A 16505-nucleotide genomic window follows, 5' to 3' on the forward strand; every position below is an offset into this window, starting at 1 on the left:
ATGACATATGATGCAGGGCATTATGATGTAATTGTTATTGGTGCTGGTCATGCCGGAGTAGAAGCAGGTCTTGCAGCTGCGCGCCGTGGAGCGAAAACGTTGATGCTGACCTTGAACCTCGACCTCGTTGCCTTTATGCCATGTAACCCGTCCATTGGTGGTCCCGCAAAAGGGATTGTTGTACGTGAAGTGGATGCTTTAGGTGGCGCTATGGGGCGCGTCATTGATAAAACGCACATCCAAATGCGTCTTTTAAATACAAGAAAAGGCCCAGCGGTACGAGCGTTACGCGCACAAGCTGACAAACCGCTTTATATTAAAGAAATGAAGCGGGTACTTGAGAACCAGGAGAACTTGACACTTCGTCAGGCGATGGTTGAAAAAGTACTGGTGGAAGATAACCAGGTCAAAGGTGTCGTCACCGAAACAAAAGCGGCCTACTACGCCCCGACCGTTATTGTTACGACCGGTACATTCATGCGCGGCCGCGTGATCATCGGCGACTTGTCGTATGAAAGTGGCCCGAACAACCAGCGTTCAACCGTTTCTCTTTCTGAACAGTTGGAGGAAATGGGTATTGAAATGGTCCGCTTCAAAACCGGAACACCGATGCGTGTCAACAGTCACACCATCGACTATTCTAAAACTGAAATTCAGCCAGGAGAAGAGGAGCCGCGTTCCTTTTCTTATGAAACGACAGAGTTCATCACCGATCAAATTCCGTGCTGGCTGACGTACACGAATGAAGACACGCATAAAATCATTAATGATAACTTGGGGTTATCTGCAATGTATTCAGGCGCGATCAAAGGGACTGGGCCACGATATTGTCCATCCATTGAAGATAAAATCGTTCGTTTCAATGACAAACCGCGTCACCAAATTTTCCTTGAACCGGAAGGAAGAGATACGGAAGAAGTCTATGTCCAAGGCCTTTCCACTTCTCTGCCGGAGTACGTGCAGAATGAAATGATGCGTACCGTTCCAGGTCTTGAAAAAGCGGAAATCATGCGTGCCGGCTATGCAATTGAATATGATTCTGTCGTGCCGACCCAGTTGTGGCCGACACTTGAAACGAAGCAGATCGAAGGACTGTTTACAGCTGGACAGCTTAACGGAACTTCCGGGTACGAAGAAGCCGCCGGACAAGGCTTGATGGCAGGGATTAACGCAGCTGCAAAAGCGCTTGCTCTTGAACCATTGATTCTTGACCGTTCTCAAGGTTACATTGGTGTCATGATTGATGACCTTGTGACCAAAGGGACAGGCGAACCGTACCGACTGCTTACGTCCCGAGCTGAATTCCGTTTGATGCTTCGTCACGATAATGCGGATCTCCGTCTGACAGAAATCGGTTATCAACTCGGTTTAATTCCTGAAGACCGTTATGAGCGCTTCCAGGAGAAGAAACGTTTGATTGAAGATGAGAAAAAACGTCTCGACAAAGTTATTTTGAAGGAGACGGACGAGGTGCAATCTGTCATTGAAGAAGCGGGTGGATCAAAGCTGAAAGATGCCATTCGTGCGACTGACTTACTGAAACGTCCAGAAATGAATTACAGTCACTTGGAACGTTTGACTCCGAGCGAGGTTTCCCTGCCTGACGATGTCAAAGAACAGGTGGAAATCCAGGTGAAATACAGCGGCTATATTAAAAAAGCCCTGGAACAAATCGACCGCATGAAGAAGATGGAGACGAAGAAAATTCCAGAGGATATTGATTATGATGCGATTCACGGCCTTGCGACAGAAGCTCGTGACCGTCTGAAATCCGTCCGGCCACTATCTGTCGGCCAGGCTTCCCGCGTATCCGGGGTGAACCCGGCGGACGTTTCCATTCTGCTTGTTTATATTGAACAAGGGAAAATCGCCCGCGTATCTGGGGAATAATTTGAAAGGATGGACTTATGGATATCAATACCTTTCTTAAAGCATTACAGGAACATGGCATAGAGCTCGACGATCAACAGCAGCGTCAGTTTAAAAAGTATTTTGACATTCTTGTCGAGTGGAATGAAAAAATGAATCTTACGGCAATTACTGATCAAGAAGGCGTCTATTTGAAACACTTTTATGATTCATTGACGGCTGCCTTCTACTATGACTTTAATCGACCGCTCCGCATTTGTGATGTCGGAGCGGGGGCCGGTTTTCCGAGCTTACCTTTGAAAATCGTCTTTCCTCAATTGAAAGTGACGATTGTCGATTCTTTGAAAAAACGAATCACATTTTTGAATCACTTAGCCCACGAATTGGAGTTGGATGATGTCGCTTTTTATCATGATCGTGCCGAAAACTTCGGAAAAAATGCGAATTTCCGTGAAAGTTATGACCTCGTGATGGCACGCGCTGTTGCGCGAATGTCCGTCCTTAGTGAGTTATGTTTGCCGTTGGCTACGAAAGGCGGCCGATTCATGGCGATGAAAGGTCCGAACTTGAAGGATGAAATGGAAGACGCAAAGGTCGCGATTCAAACCGTCGGTGGTGAAGTGCTTGACGTTCACACGTTTGAATTGCCAGAAGAGGGCAGTGAGCGAAACATCGCCATCATTGAAAAGAGAAGAAAAACACCGAAGAAATACCCGAGAAAAGCCGGAACACCCAATAAAACACCGATTCAATAACATCGTTTGCCTCTCTGCCTTTGGTAGAGAGGCAATTTTTTTAGGGAATAGGAACGAGGACGTAAACTGCTAGTTACAGTACATTGAATTAAAGATACAGGACATTTAAGGAGAGGATCAAGAATGGAAATTATTGTGTTATCAGATACGCATATGCCAAAGAAAGCAAAACAGCTTCCGGAGCGTTTTTTAAAAGAATTGAAGGACGTGGATGTCATTATTCATGCTGGAGATTGGCAGACTTTAGATCTATATGAAACACTGAAAGACTATGCCCCTGTCTACGGTGTATATGGCAATGTGGATGGAAAAGAGATCCAAAACAAATTTCCGGCAAAACAAATGCTGGAATGGGAAGGGTACCGGATCGGACTAATCCATGGCCACGGAGAGAAAAAGACGACGGAAAAACGTGCGCTGGAAGCCTTCGTGGAAGATGACGTGGATGTGCTCATTTACGGCCACTCTCACATACCAGTCCTGCGTTATTTTAAGAAAACACTATTGTTCAATCCGGGCTCTCTTACTGATAAAAGGCGCGTGCCTATGTACTCATTTGGGAAACTTTCTTTGACGGAAAAAGGAATTCATGCGGAACATATCTTTTTTGTTGACTGATGAAAATTAATTTCATATAAAATATTATTATAATGAAAGGAATTTCCCCTCTTGTTATCGAAAGGTATATAGGAGAATGTAAACGCTATCGTAGTGTGAAAGGGGATTGAAATGTCAGAGAATTTATTTCGTTTAGATGGAAAAATAGCAGCCGTTACTGGTGGAACTAGAGGAATCGGTCGTGCTGTGGCGATCGGTCTTGCTGAAGCTGGAGCCGATGTTGCTTTGTTACAGAGAAACACATCACAAATCGATGTCAAAGAAGAAATTGAAGGTTATGGCCGCACCTGCCACATCATTCCGTGTGATTTGAATGATAAAGAGCAAGTGAAAAAGGCGATTCCATCCGTGGTGGAAGCGTTCGGTCGTGTGGATATTCTAGTGAATGCAGCAGGGATCCAAAGGCGTTCGGATGCTGTTGAATTTTCCGAGGAGGATTGGGATGATGTCCTGAATATTAATCTAAAAACGACGTGGATTCTCTGTCAGCAAGCAGGACGTTATATGGTGCCGAACAAGAGCGGGAAAATCATCAATTTCGCTTCCTTGCTGTCCTACCAGGGAGGAATTCGTGTACCTGCTTATGCGGCTTCCAAAGGTGGTGTTTCCCAGTTGACGAAAGCCTTATCCAATGAATGGGCGAAAGAAGGAGTCAATGTTAACAGTGTCGTGCCTGGCTATATCGCGACAGACATGAATACTGCGCTTATCCAAGATGAAGATAGAAATAAACAAATCCTTGATCGAATTCCAGCTGGCGACTGGGGGAAACCGGAAGACTTCGTTGGTGCTGTCGTTTTTCTTTCTTCTGATGCCTCCCGTTATGTTCACGGACATCAATTGGCCATAGACGGTGGCTGGTTAGGAAGATAAAAAAATCCCGCTCCTTTTATGAGGAAGCGGGATTTTTTTGGCATGTCGGGCAGTAATAACAACGCCGGGAAGCGGCACGGAACTTGATGATTTCTGTTCCGTCAATCCGGCACAGCTGGCCTTCACGGTTAAAGACCCAATGTCTGTATTCATAGCGCTTTTTGCCTTCCTTTTTCAATTTTTCCGCAAGCGCTGGATCGTTTGTAATGCCTTTGTTTTCGTAGGAGCGCCACATCAGATCGATGCACGCTTTTGCTGCAAGGTAGAGCTGTTCCTTTGTGCAATCGATTGGTCTTGAGAATGGGGAAATCCCGGCAACGAATAATATTTCACTGCGCAAGTAATTCCCAATACCACCGATGAATCCCTGATCCAGGAGGAGAGAGGTCCACTTTCTTCGTAGAAATCTCTTTTCCTGGAAACGTGCAAGAAGATCCTCTGGCGTCACATCTTCACTTAAGAGATCGGGCCCTACTTTTGAAAGAAACGGGTGCTCTTCTTCTTCTCCATCTTTTAGTACTTCAATATCTGATGCACTGTAAAGAAGGGCGGATTTCTTTTCATTATGAAGTGCGAGCCGCAATTGTCTGTTCGTTTTCGGGTAGTTGTAGGCGTTTCTGATGTACCATTTTCCGTACAATTGGTTATGCGAATAAATGACCTGGTCATGATCGAAGCGGATGAGCATCGCTTTTCCTTTGGTGTCGACCCGTGTCACTTTGGATCCACGCAGGATTTCTTCATACCCTTGTAAATGGTCAAAGGCAAAACTGATATCGATGATGGTTTTGTTTTTTAATGCTTTTTCTACCGAATCTGCGGCCCGTCTGATTTCTGGTCCTTCTGGCATCTGTTTCGTTCCTTTCGATCAGCTGGATGTAAACATTCCACCGTTGATATGGATGAACTGGCCTGTGATGTAGGTTGAATCGTCGGAAGCAAGCAGGACGTAGCTTCCCACGTGCTCTACTGGCTGTCCTGGACGTCCCATTGGAGTGTTTGTACCGAACTCTTCGACTTTATCTTCTGGGAAAGTAGCCGGGATGAGTGGTGTCCAAATCGGCCCTGGAGCTATACCATTGACACGTATACCTTTGTTCACTAATTGCTTCGCCATGGAGCGGGTGAAAGCGACGACGGCTCCTTTCGTTGCTGTGTAATCGACAAGCTCGGGGTTGCCGACATACGGATTGACGGATGCTGTATTAATAATGGCACTTCCCGGTTTCAAATGAGGGATGGCCGCTTTCGTCAAATGGAACATAGAAAAAATGTTCGTTCGGAAGGTGCTCTCCAGTTGTTCGGTCGAAATGTTCAGTAAATCATCTGTCGGGTGTTGTTCGGCAGCGTTATTGACGAGAATATCCAGTCTACCAAGTTCGTTCACTGTGCGTTCGACCGCTGTTTTGCATATGTTCTCATCCCCAACGTCTCCAGGGATCAAGATGGCACGCCGGCCTTCCTCTTCGACCTTCTTCTTTGTATATTCGGCATCTTCATGTTCCTCTAAATAAGAAATGGCAACGTCGGCACCTTCTTTTGCGTAGCCGATGGCGACGGAGCGCCCGATGCCGCTGTCACCACCGGTAATCAAGGCGACTTTCCCGACTAATTTACTTCCACTTGTGTAGTCTTCATCTGCTTGTAGGGGAAGGGGGTTCATTTGTTTCTCTACCCCTGGCTGCGTGGATTGTTCTTGTCCTGGTTGGCCGTCTGTTTGTCGTTGTTCTCTATTCATAAATGGATTCCTCCTCAAATCATGTTTGTTTGATGTCATTCCACCATTTGGGAAAAATCAAACAAACATAATAAAAACCCCTTCATGGTAAGAGCTATGAGGGGGTTCTGGAAGAGCGTAATAATAATGACCTTACGAAAAGTCCAATGATGATTCCTGGCAGTAGGAATAGAATGGGCAGCCAGACTGGTCCAATTAAAACCCCTCCTACCTTGAATAGAGGAGAATAGATCAGTCCAACGGTCACGGAATAGGCACAAAACGCAAAAGGGACAAAGGTATAAGGGGGGCATTCTCCATCTGCCTGACAATAAGCATCCCAGACTGCGAACATGTAAATACATGGGTAAAACATCAGCCATTGATAGTCCGTCACTTCAATGGCCTTTTCTATATTTCCGTGAAAGCTATGGACAATCGCCATGTTGAAGGAGCTGTTCACGTTGAGAATCACTTCTAATAGGATGAAGGATAACCCTTTGATGACCTGCCCGTTCAACAGCTGGCCGAATCCCGGAAAAGCAATGCTCCATAATAAAATTTCCAATCGTTTTTCTTTCATATCGATTCCTCTTCCGCTAAAAATTATTGGATGAGTTTCTCTCTGTCTGGAGCTTGAGGGGGTTCTTCAAACCATCCATTGTGGATCATGATATCCAGACCGTCTTTGGAATAGATCGCTGTATCTAAGATTAATTTTTGATAGGTAAACACGATATCGTAGCGGAGGCTTACAGATGAACTAGTCGCGTAATTTCCTTGTCCAGCTGAAGCAAGGACACTAATTAGATACATCATCAATCGGTCAGAGAAGACAGGATCCGTGTGGGTGGTCAAGAAGTTCGCAGATACCATCGGTGTCATGATCCCGGACTGATCCAAAAGATTCGAGAATAATTTGCGATGTTTAATCGACATCTTTTTCCCTTGTTTCATAAACTCTTTGACGGTTTTATTTTTACTTGTCTGAGCAAACCCCTGACATACCACTTCTCCGATGGTGTTATTTTTTATGTTTTCATACAAGTGGGTGATTTCCATTGCATTCAAGGAGCGCTTACTGAAAGGATGATAATAACTTTTCGATTCAATGTATTCCGTCTCTTTATGGATGGCAATTTGAGGTGGTCTTGTATAAATCCCCTTTTCAAGACCGATGTTCACACACTCGTGGAAAAGGTGGTCCTGCTTACGAATTCGTTCACTGAAAAAATTCCGAACATCTTCTCTCGAAGATGCCCCTAAAGAGAATCCATCAGAAGTAAGACCCGCCTGCCCCATATGCTCTAGAAAGGTCAACATGAATGAGTCTGTAAACAACTTCGGAGCATTCGGATTCAGGTCATCCATAGAATAACCATTGGGAACGGGAAGTTCTGCTTCCTCAAAAAAACGACGGCAATCATTCATGCCAAGTTCTGCAATTTCTTTTGCTAACCCAATCAAAGGTTGGATTTCTTCATCCCGATGAGTCAATTGGAAATGCTCCAATACGGGGATGGCCATACTGTTCTGGATATATTGTGTCCATAATAGTCCGATTTCATTGGCTGTCAGTGTTTTTTGGGACATATTGGTTTCCCTCCTGCGGTGATGGTGGCGGTTCTAATTTACTTTCTTTTACTTCATCCTTGTACAAAAGGTACCCCGGTAAACAGACTAAGTTCAAAAGAAAAATGTAAATCAGCAATTTAGCTAGCCAGTCGATGACGAACACGGTTGATATAAACACTAAGGCAACGATGAGTAATGGCGATACATAAGCGTAAATCATGGTTCGTCCTCCTTGTCTCTTTTATACTTTCCGTCCAGGTATAAATTATTACGAAAAGAGGATGATAGGAGAAAGAAGTCAGACATGGAATAAAAGGAGTTCGTCATGTGGAAATGGAAGCGGAAGGACAAACAGCAGCCAGAAAGTGTACAGCAGACAAAGAAGCAGAGCGGCACTCTTTCTGAATTTATCCAGGCGATGAAACAATCGGAGGATTTCGTTCATTACGAGTTAAGTGGGAATACGAGATGCACAATCTCGTATTTGAAAACGATGTGTGATTCGAAGATATTGAATAGAAGTGTCTTAACGACATTGAATGAAGAGTCCTTGCACACGTTACATGATATGAAGGAAAGAATTCCTGTAGAGAACGTTCGAGTGACATCTAAAATAAATCTCATAGAAGAAAAAGTCATGTTTGGTTACATCATGATACAGATGCATGAAACCGATGAGGAAGTAGTCCTTATCCCTTCCATTTCTTTAGAATCGAGAAATGTCAGCATACCTGAAGTAGAATTCAGTGTCGTTGGACCTAAAGAGGCGTTCGTGGAGACGCTGAACACGAACATTAATCTTATTAGAAAGCGTCTACCTTTACCGCAGTTAACGATAAAAGAAATGAATATTGGTAAGGTGTCAAAAACGCGTGTATGCGTCATCTATATCAATGGAATTGTAAACCAGTCCAACGTGGAAACGGTTGAACAGAGGTTGAAAGGGATTGAAATTGATCACTTGACGGACAGTTCCTTTATAACCCAGATTATTGCTGATAATTCCAATTCCCCTTTCCCTCAGTTGTTGGATACTGAGAGGCCTGACCGGGTCGTATCTAATCTGGTTGAAGGAAAAGTAGCCATTCTTGTAGAGGGCTCCCCCCATGCATTAACCTGTCCGACAACGGTCGTCGAATTCTTCGGGGCTTCTGATGATTATTTTCTTCCCTGGCACTTAGCGACAGCATTCCGGTTGATTCGATTATTTGCCGTCATCTTTTCTGTTTTAAGTACACCCTTATACGTAGCAGTTCTTACGTATCATCATGAAATGATTCCGGCTGCTTTGATGGCGACCATCGTTTCCTCGCGTTCGGATATTCCTTTTCCACCGATATTGGAAGTAATTGTCCTGGAATTGGCGATTGAATTGTTACGTGAGGCAGGAGCCAGACTTCCGACGAAAATCGGTCAAACGATCGGTATCGTAGGAGGTATCGTTATTGGGACAGCAGCTGTAGACGCGGGACTTACGAGTAATGTGCTCTTGATTATCGTAGCTCTTAGTGCCCTGGCTTCCTTTACAACACCTGTCTATCAAATCGGCAACACCATTCGCCTTATTCGTTTTCCTTTTATCGTCGGGGCACAGCTTTGGGGGCTTGTAGGGGTTTCGATGTGTATGGTCTTCTTCATTGGTCACCTCATCAAATTACAATCGATCGGTCGTCCTTTTTTCGAACCACTCTATCCACTTAGAGTCAAAGATTTGAAGGATGCCTTTATTCGGCTACCTTTTAACAAGCAGACAGAACGACCTGTTCTCATGAGGACAGAAGATACACAACGGATGAATCCATCACGTGTGAACGCAAAGAGGGATATCGATGAATAAATTAAACAACTCTAAGGGGTTGAATATACCTGAAAATTATCTGGTGACACCCACGTATGTCTTTTTTCTCATCCATAGCATGCAGGTGGGAGTCGGGATTCTAGGGTTTGAAAAATATTTAGTCGAAAAAGCCGGATTTGATGCATGGATTTCTGTATTGATTGCGGGAGGGATCCTGCATATCATTCTTTGGATGATCTATCGTCTCCTTCAGAATGGCGGTGGAGATATTGTAGAGATTCATAAAAACATTTTTGGCAAGTATCTAGGGGGGTTCTTAAGCCTTCTCTTTTGTGCTTATTTCACCCTGCTTGCTTTTACCGTGGTGATCACTTTCATAGAGGTCATTAAAGTCTGGGTATTTCCTGGCCTTCATGTATGGGTCTTTGCCTTTGTCCTCCTGTTTCTTGTTTACTATCTGGTAAGTGGAGGATTTCGTGTCATTACGGGAGTTTGCCTGATCAGCGTTATCATCGGACTGCCGATTTTACTGCTGAAGTACTTTCCTGTCGAGGCGGGTCATACAATGAACATCTTTCCAGTAATTAGTCACAGTGTCACAGACATATTAGGCGCGACGAAACAAAGTATCCTTAGCTTCCTAGGGTTAGAATTCCTTTTGATTTATTATCCATTTATCAAAAATCCTCAGAAATCAAAGAAATGGGCGCATTATGGTGTGTTCTTCACGACGATGGTTTATTTGATCAGTGTCCTGGTGACGTTCGTTTATTATAGCGAAGAGCAATTGAAGCAGGTGGTATGGGGAACCATATCGGCTTGGAAAATCGTTGAATTCCCTTTCATCGAGAGGTTTGAGTTTGTAGGGATCGCCATGTGGCTGTATGTTGTCCTTCCGAATATCTGTTTAGGTTTATGGGGAGCGACCAGGATTCCTAAACGCGTGTTTAATGTTAAACAGAAATATGTGGTCATCCTCTTCTGCATTGCCATCTATTTCCCGGCTGTTTTGATAGATGGTCGACCGATGATCGATGCGGTAAACAATTTATCAGGGCAGCTTGGTATGTACGTTTTGATGTATATACCTGTTTTATTAGTATTGAAGACAATCTCAGATAAAGTGAGGAAACGGACATGAAAAAACATTGGATTTTTCTTATGATGGTGTCTGTTATACTTCTCGCAGGCTGTATGCCAAGTAGAAGTGTAGAAGAGAACGCGATTGTCCAGATTGTCGGATATGATGTAGGTGAGGAAGAACGCATGCGCGGGACAGTCTCCATACCTCAATACGGTAAAAGCGAAGATAAACAGGCAGCGTCGGAGCTTTATTTAACGGTTGAAGCTGATTCAAGCAAAGATGTTGAAGTGGAAATACAAAAGCAATCGTCGAAGCCGATTTCTATTGGAAAGCTTGCAGTTACGCTATATAGCAAAGAAATAGCTGAAAAGGATTTAGCGGATACTGTCGATGTACTTAGTCGAGATCCACGACTGAGTAGGAACATGTTTTTAGGAATCGTCGACGGTTCCTCCAAAGATTTAATAGAGAGTGGGTACACGCAAGACGAAACGACCTCCAAGCACCTGCAGGGACTCATTGAAAACAATACGCTGCACAATTTCCCATCAACAAGCCTGCACGATTTTTTATACGCGTATTATGCGGAAGGAATGGATCCGTTCCTTCCAATGCTTAAGAAACGCGAATCCTTTGTTGAACTATCTGGTGTCGCCTTTTTTAAAAAAGGGTTGCTTGTTGCTGAGGTGCCGGATACTAAAATTTTCACATTTAAAATGTTAAAAGAAAATTTTGTAAAAGGAATGCAGGACCTTCCCTTTGAAGGCGGGACCATCATGATGGAAAACATCGGGTCAAACGTCGATTACAGTCTATCAGGACCGCTTGAAAATCCAAAATTCACGATCAAAGTCAAACTAAAAGCTGAAGTTAATGAAATGGCGGGCATTGATCGCAAGGCATCTCCTAAACTAGCGAGGGAAATGGAAGAGAAATTCGTCGAATACTTCAATAAAGAAGCAGACGAACTCATTTCGTTATTCAAGGAAAAAGACGTGGATCCGCTAGGTCTTGGTAATTTCACAAAAACAAGAAAAGGCGATTTTGACCTTACTCAATGGCAGGACAATTACTCGGAGCTTGACGTTGATGTACAAGTGGATGTTGAAATTACGGAGTATGGGATTTTCTCTTAGTATTCTAAAAACTCTTCAGGAAAAAGTGAAAGGTCACCCATACTGAGGGTGACCTTTCGCGCGAGGGAATGGAGAAACACTCCACGGAATAAAAAAACGAGCTCCATTCTGTGGAGTGTTTCTAGTTCTTTTTCAATACCTGAAAGCGTGAGCGAACATGTTCATAATAGAGGGCCGTAAATGTCTGAGTAGTCAAAAAGACAGCAAATGAAAAGGGAATTTTATAGCCATTTTGAAATTCAACAATCCCAATCTTCGTAAACACCCACTGCATACTGACTCCAACGATGACCCATAGAAGGATATAGAAAATGAACGTCTTTTTATGGATGTTAAACATGTCATAAAAGTAAATGAAGAAATAACTGAAAGGAGCAAAAATTAAGTAATAGCAAAAGTCGAACAACTCATAATGATTGGTATCATTCAACGTGAAAAAATCTATAAGGCCTCCACCAATGGTGAAGTCGAAGAAAACGCCGATCGTAAATCCGAGCAGCATCAATAGCCAGGTGATCTCCCGTTTGAATTTAAAAGGCAAAATGAAAAAAAGGGAGTAGGCAATAGTCAAAAGAATCAAAATGGAAATTTCATTTTTATCGAAGGATTCCCAAAGGAAGTTCACAAGTGTTTCACCTCATTACGCGTTGATTTCCTGAGTATTTTACATACACCGATGCTGAAAAAATGGAGGATTACATAGTAAACGACATCAAAACCCAGATTCCAATCTTTGTACGTAGAAACCTCGAGTGCTCTGGACAAAATGGTAAGCAAAAGTAAGCAAATCACAGAAGCGGTAAAAACCAAGCCTTTTTTCATCACTGATGTTGACGCGTTGTATAAATTCACTTGAACCATTAAAAGAGTAGGGATGATGAGGCTTCGAAAAATCAAAAAGCCAGCATAATTTGTAGGATCCTCCGTTATCTTCACATACTTTAATTCTTCGTTAATGATCCATGTCCAGTTGATACTGATGACGCTTGTGGTTAAGAATATGAATGTATTCTCTATGAGGGTTAAACGCTTGGGCATTATGATGAAGATACTGATGATCAACCAAGCGCTTACGAAAAATACGGTGAAAGCCATACGAATCCTCCTTATCATCTCCCCCTATTGTTTGTGTTCAGCACTGAAAATATTCCAATAGAGAATCAGACGGTATTCAACTAAATGGCAGGATTGTTGAAGACTCGGTTTCGATACTTTTATTGAATGGATGGGGCTACGGGGAATAGCTCGCTTTCCGCGGGAGCGCGGTGAGCCTCCTCGGACTGCGTCCTGTGGGGTCTCACCAAGCACTTTTTTCCCGCAGGAGTCTCGCCATTTCCCTCCGCCCCTTTGCCATGGAAGATTCTCCAAACCACTTCTCGGCAACTCCTTTAGTATGCTTAAGTGAGGGGAATAATATAAAGTCCTCTCCAGTGTTGATTCTCAGCGCGAAAGGCCTGACAGAGCACTTTATGTTTGTTTTTTGGTTGGGGTGGAAGACGTTCCCCATCTTGGTATAGGGGTTCGTTTCTCACATACATCGAATGGGTTGGTTGGGAAGCCACTCCCCCACAGGAAAGCGAGTGGCTTCCCAACCAACCCTAACGCTCAACCAGGCAACGAACCCCGGAAACATCTCGAAACAGAATAGGGAGCTATTCTGGGAAATGGAAAACTCAGAGCGGCGCTCTGAGTTTTTTTACGTGAAATATTCGAGACTTGCTTCAGGAAAGTATTGATTGATGTACCCACCTAATACGATCTTCATTTCTTCTTGTTCGTCTTTTTGATAAACGTACTTACCTATTCCATATTTGCCCCACTTGTATTTGCGTTTTTCTTCATCCATTTCAAGCTTTGTCATCGGATAATTCTTCTGAATGACACGCTTAGCTGGTTTGGTAAAGCGATGCTGGATTAACTCAAAGGTTAAATCCTTCGTTGCATAGTCCGGCAATTTGTCTTGAAGTTTTTCAAAAAGGATGCGATAACCTTCTTTCCAATCTTCATATAAATAGATTGGTGCAATGATAAATCCAAGTGGATAACCTGCCTTCGCAACTTTCGCGGCAGCCTCGATCCGTTCGTCTAAACGCGACGTGCCGGGTTCTAAGTATTTGATGACATAATCCGCATTCATGCTGAAGCGAAACCTTGTCCTACCGTTGTGTTTAGCATCCAGCAGGTGATCGACATGTGCGAATTTCGTTACGAAACGAAGTCTTCCGTGCTCCGATTCTCCAAAGTACTCAATGGCTCGCTTCAACGAGTGGGTCAAGTGGTCGACCCCAACGATATCTGATGTACAGGACGCTTCAAAGCGGGTCTCTTCCGGGGCACGCTCTTTCATGTATTGTTCAGCCGCATCGAACACTTCATCGATATTGACATAGGTACGGATATAAGGTTTGCTTCCCATTGTTGTCTGCAAATAACAATAATGGCAGTGCCCCATACACCCTGTTGCAAGGGGAATGGCATATTCCGCTGAAGGTTTCGATGTGTCGAACTTGAGCGTTTTTCTGACACCGACGACAAGTGTGGATTTCGCCATCCGGTATTTTTGAAAATCATTTTCCCCTGGAAGGTTACGAACCTGGTTGTGAGAGGTGGTTTCCCGAATTTCAATTCCCAAACCTTCGAACTTCTCCTTCAATTCACGTCCCAACGGGTATTCAAGAGCTCTTGGTTCTATATAGACAAGTTCTGGCATGAATGGTTTTACCACAGCTCACCCTCCGATTCTACTCCCCCACCAAAAGCATCATGATACGCACGTTCCGCTTCCCCTTCAGATGCATAAATCGCGATATTTTCATCCAGTGGAAAATAGGTTTCATATAAAAATAAGGCTAATTCCCCTGGTTGTTCGGGATTGTTCACCACAGCAGCTTCTTGCACATTGGCAACGTCATACGTGTGTGGATTCCTGTAAATCACGTAAACGATGTCCCCTGCTTTGTAGTTTTGTTGTAGATCCATCCAATCACCTGCTTCTCATATTTTTGGTTTCCACCTGTCAGTCCTATCTTTTATCTAATCGTGCTCATTTTTCCACAAATGTCGACTTTTATTACGACTTCGCTTGTAAAAAAGGATTATCCAGTATGGAACTAGAAGTAAAATCTATATCACAGGAGGAGGGTGGAACATGGAGCTGCATACAGAGCGACTTTGTTTGAGACCGTACACGAATGACTTAGCGGAACAGGTGGTTGAATTAGCAGGAGATGAAGCAGTGGCAGCAACCACATTTGTTCCCCATCCATATACGCTTGAAGTGGCTGAGGGTTGGATTGCCCTTCATAAGGATTGGATAGAAAAAGGGACTGCTTACCCATTAGCGATGATATTAAAAGAGTCCAATGAGCTTGTCGGCACAATGACTTTAAGGGTGGATGAAAAACACCACAAAGGGGAATTGGCTTACTGGGTAGGGAAACCTTATTGGAACCATGGATATGCAACAGAAGCGGCAATCCGGATGGTGGACTTTGGCTTTGGAGAATTACAGTTGAACAGGATCTGGTCTGCGGCGATCACTTCCAATCCAGGGTCGACAAAAGTTATGCAAAAAGCCGGTTTGAGCTATGAGGGAACATTAAAGCAGGACATCTATCATCGGGGTGAATACAAAGATATTGATGTCTATGGAAGAATTAAAAATGTTGGATAGGTTTCATGTGAAACAAAGCCCGCCCGATCGAATCGGACGGGCTTTGTTATTTTTCCAATCGTTATGTTGAAGTTTGACGAATAGGAATCAATGTTCCTATCAAAGCAATCCCTGCACAAACAACGAACATCGGCATAAAACCGAAGGGTGCGATTCCGCTTACGGTCGTAAAAATCACCAAATCAAAGACAGAATCCAGGATAGAAAGTAAAGAAATGGTCGTTGCTCTCACATGTGAAGGAATGATATCGTTGGCTAGCTGTGAATACACGGGATAGCGAATGGCACTCACAAGTTTCAAAAGGATCATCGCTAAAAGAACCGTCCAGAGATGAGTGTGTAGTATAGCGGCCCCTACAAGTGATAGGACGGCAAGGATCCCTGTAATGAACAGAAGCTGTACTCGTGTCACCCATTGTGTCATCCAACCAATCGATTGTGCTGCAACAAACCCGATGAAAGCGGTCACCGCGTAGACAACCCCGATTCCGTAAACCGGCAGTCCGGCATCTACCAACAATTTTTGGTCGAATTTTTCAAAAATAGCGACGGCTGGAATGAACACAAGGGAGATGTTAATGAACATCCATAACACTTGCGGCGTTTTGCGGATGGCCTGATAACCTTCCATCACCTGTTTCACCATTGGCGTCCGTACCCCACCTTGATTCGGAGGATTCTTAACGAACAAGAGAAAGATGAATTGAATTAACATAAAGAAAACACCGAACATAAGTAGAAGTCGGAATTGGCTTTCATTCAGATCTTTAGCTAAGAATGCCCCGATAACTACAACAAATATAGAAACGATAAAACGAGCGGATCCAATCTTCCCCATCGCCCGGTCCATGAGATTCTCTTCATTACTCTCTTTTAATGATTCATAGATGAGCGCTTCATCTGCCCCACTGAAAAACGTTGCAGCAAAGCCTGTCAGAAAGCTGCTTGCGAAAAACACCCATGGATCAAAGGCGAAAATTAATAGGCCGTGGGCAAGGATGCTGAGAACGGAACCGATAAGAAAGGCATGTTTGGCCCCAAACCGGTCGGCGATGACCCCAGTAGGAATTTCCCCGAAGAGCACTCCTATACTGAAGAAGGTCATGACGAGAAGGATCATCGTTTCATCAAGGCCCCTCGCAAAATAAAATAGCGTAAGGACAGGCTGGATGAAGCGGAAGTTGCCGAAAATTTCTGACCAGAATAAAAGTCGTATGTTATAGGATGCTAACGTATTCTTTTTCAAGATGTTTCCTCCTGCAATGTAAAATCAGATGCAAGCAGGAGATCAAGCGTAGGTGAAAATTAAGTAGCTCTCCCCCCTGCTGATTGAGTGAAACGTTCTGTGGAATTTTTTTGCATGTGTAGATCCTCCTAAAAATTAGTCCAATTCTATATATTATTCAT

18 protein-coding genes are annotated in these 16505 nt (G+C 43.7%); 8 read left to right on the forward strand and 10 right to left on the reverse strand.

The genetic code is table 11. The annotated features are described in order from the left end of the window. The 4 genes from mnmG (at position 1) to GLV98_RS14415 (ending at position 4115) form a co-directional block, all read left to right on the forward strand. Positions 1-1890 (forward strand): tRNA uridine-5-carboxymethylaminomethyl(34) synthesis enzyme MnmG, encoded by a 1890-nt coding sequence (mnmG, locus tag GLV98_RS14400; protein ID WP_160916450.1) that lies wholly within the window; start codon positions 1-3, stop codon positions 1888-1890. A 17-nt stretch (positions 1891-1907) separates the two neighbouring features. Beyond that, on the forward strand, positions 1908-2624 hold the full coding sequence (rsmG, locus tag GLV98_RS14405; RefSeq protein ID WP_160916452.1) for a 16S rRNA (guanine(527)-N(7))-methyltransferase RsmG: 717 nt from the start codon (positions 1908-1910) through the stop codon (positions 2622-2624). Positions 2625-2747: 123 nt separating this feature from the next. Then, the gene (locus tag GLV98_RS14410) at positions 2748-3242 is read left to right on the forward strand and encodes a metallophosphoesterase family protein (protein ID WP_160916454.1); all 495 of its coding nucleotides are present in this window, start codon (positions 2748-2750) and stop codon (positions 3240-3242) included. 111 nt (positions 3243-3353) lie between these two features. After that, positions 3354-4115: an SDR family oxidoreductase gene (locus GLV98_RS14415; RefSeq protein WP_160916456.1), complete on the forward strand. Its 762-nt coding sequence runs from the start codon at positions 3354-3356 to the stop codon at positions 4113-4115. A 16-nt stretch (positions 4116-4131) separates the two neighbouring features. Here GLV98_RS14415 and nei read toward each other — a convergent pair whose 3' ends face one another. The 5 genes from nei to GLV98_RS14440 all read right to left on the reverse strand — a co-directional run bounded on the left by nei (position 4132) and on the right by GLV98_RS14440 (position 7627). Further along, a complete protein-coding gene (gene nei, locus GLV98_RS14420; protein ID WP_160916459.1) occupies positions 4132-4965 on the reverse strand; it encodes an endonuclease VIII in 834 nt (277 codons plus the stop codon). Between the two features lie 18 nt (positions 4966-4983). After that, positions 4984-5853: an SDR family oxidoreductase gene (locus tag GLV98_RS14425; protein WP_160916461.1), complete on the reverse strand. Its 870-nt coding sequence runs from the start codon at positions 5851-5853 to the stop codon at positions 4984-4986. Positions 5854-5947: 94 nt separating this feature from the next. Further along, complete coding sequence (locus tag GLV98_RS14430) at positions 5948-6415, reverse strand: hypothetical protein (RefSeq protein ID WP_160916463.1); 468 nt, start codon at positions 6413-6415, stop codon at positions 5948-5950. Between the two features lie 23 nt (positions 6416-6438). Then, the gene (locus GLV98_RS14435) at positions 6439-7425 is read right to left on the reverse strand and encodes a DUF3231 family protein (protein ID WP_160916465.1); all 987 of its coding nucleotides are present in this window, start codon (positions 7423-7425) and stop codon (positions 6439-6441) included. After that, positions 7397-7627 (reverse strand): hypothetical protein, encoded by a 231-nt coding sequence (locus tag GLV98_RS14440; protein ID WP_160916467.1) that lies wholly within the window; start codon positions 7625-7627, stop codon positions 7397-7399. The genes GLV98_RS14435 and GLV98_RS14440 overlap by 29 nt, the downstream gene beginning before the upstream one ends. A gap of 105 nt (positions 7628-7732) precedes the next feature. Between GLV98_RS14440 and GLV98_RS14445 the strand changes: the two genes are divergently transcribed. From GLV98_RS14445 to GLV98_RS14455, 3 genes are read left to right on the forward strand one after another with little or no spacing between them, the layout of a single operon-like run. Further along, positions 7733-9244 carry a spore germination protein gene (locus GLV98_RS14445; protein ID WP_160916469.1) on the forward strand — a complete coding sequence of 504 codons (1512 nt, stop codon included), beginning with the start codon at positions 7733-7735 and terminating at the stop codon, positions 9242-9244. Next, positions 9237-10346 carry a GerAB/ArcD/ProY family transporter gene (locus tag GLV98_RS14450; protein WP_160916471.1) on the forward strand — a complete coding sequence of 370 codons (1110 nt, stop codon included), beginning with the start codon at positions 9237-9239 and terminating at the stop codon, positions 10344-10346. The genes GLV98_RS14445 and GLV98_RS14450 overlap by 8 nt, the downstream gene beginning before the upstream one ends. Beyond that, positions 10343-11425, forward strand: coding sequence for a Ger(x)C family spore germination protein (locus tag GLV98_RS14455; protein ID WP_160916473.1), 1083 nt, complete (start codon positions 10343-10345; stop codon positions 11423-11425). Before GLV98_RS14450 ends, GLV98_RS14455 begins: the two co-directional genes overlap by 4 nt. 121 nt (positions 11426-11546) lie before the next feature. Here GLV98_RS14455 and GLV98_RS14460 read toward each other — a convergent pair whose 3' ends face one another. The 4 genes from GLV98_RS14460 to GLV98_RS14475 form a co-directional block, all read right to left on the reverse strand. After that, positions 11547-12050 carry a hypothetical protein gene (locus GLV98_RS14460; protein WP_160916475.1) on the reverse strand — a complete coding sequence of 168 codons (504 nt, stop codon included), beginning with the start codon at positions 12048-12050 and terminating at the stop codon, positions 11547-11549. After that, positions 12047-12520, reverse strand: coding sequence for a hypothetical protein (locus GLV98_RS14465; protein ID WP_160916477.1), 474 nt, complete (start codon positions 12518-12520; stop codon positions 12047-12049). Before GLV98_RS14465 ends, GLV98_RS14460 begins: the two co-directional genes overlap by 4 nt. A gap of 601 nt (positions 12521-13121) precedes the next feature. Next, positions 13122-14150, reverse strand: a complete 1029-nt coding sequence (gene splB, locus GLV98_RS14470) for a spore photoproduct lyase (protein WP_160916479.1) — start codon at positions 14148-14150, stop codon at positions 13122-13124. Beyond that, complete coding sequence (locus tag GLV98_RS14475) at positions 14144-14404, reverse strand: transcriptional regulator SplA domain-containing protein (protein WP_160916481.1); 261 nt, start codon at positions 14402-14404, stop codon at positions 14144-14146. Before GLV98_RS14475 ends, splB begins: the two co-directional genes overlap by 7 nt. Positions 14405-14573: 169 nt before the next feature. Here GLV98_RS14475 and GLV98_RS14480 point away from each other — a divergent pair, with 169 nt between their 5' ends. Then, positions 14574-15098, forward strand: a complete 525-nt coding sequence (locus GLV98_RS14480; protein ID WP_160916483.1) for a GNAT family N-acetyltransferase — start codon at positions 14574-14576, stop codon at positions 15096-15098. A gap of 61 nt (positions 15099-15159) precedes the next feature. Here GLV98_RS14480 and GLV98_RS14485 read toward each other — a convergent pair whose 3' ends face one another. After that, positions 15160-16344 carry an MFS transporter gene (locus GLV98_RS14485; RefSeq protein WP_160916486.1) on the reverse strand — a complete coding sequence of 395 codons (1185 nt, stop codon included), beginning with the start codon at positions 16342-16344 and terminating at the stop codon, positions 15160-15162. Positions 16345-16505: the final 161 nt, after the last annotated feature.

The organism is Halobacillus litoralis (genome assembly GCF_009856415.1).
Lineage (GTDB): Bacteria > Bacillota > Bacilli > Bacillales > Halobacillaceae > Halobacillus > Halobacillus litoralis_C.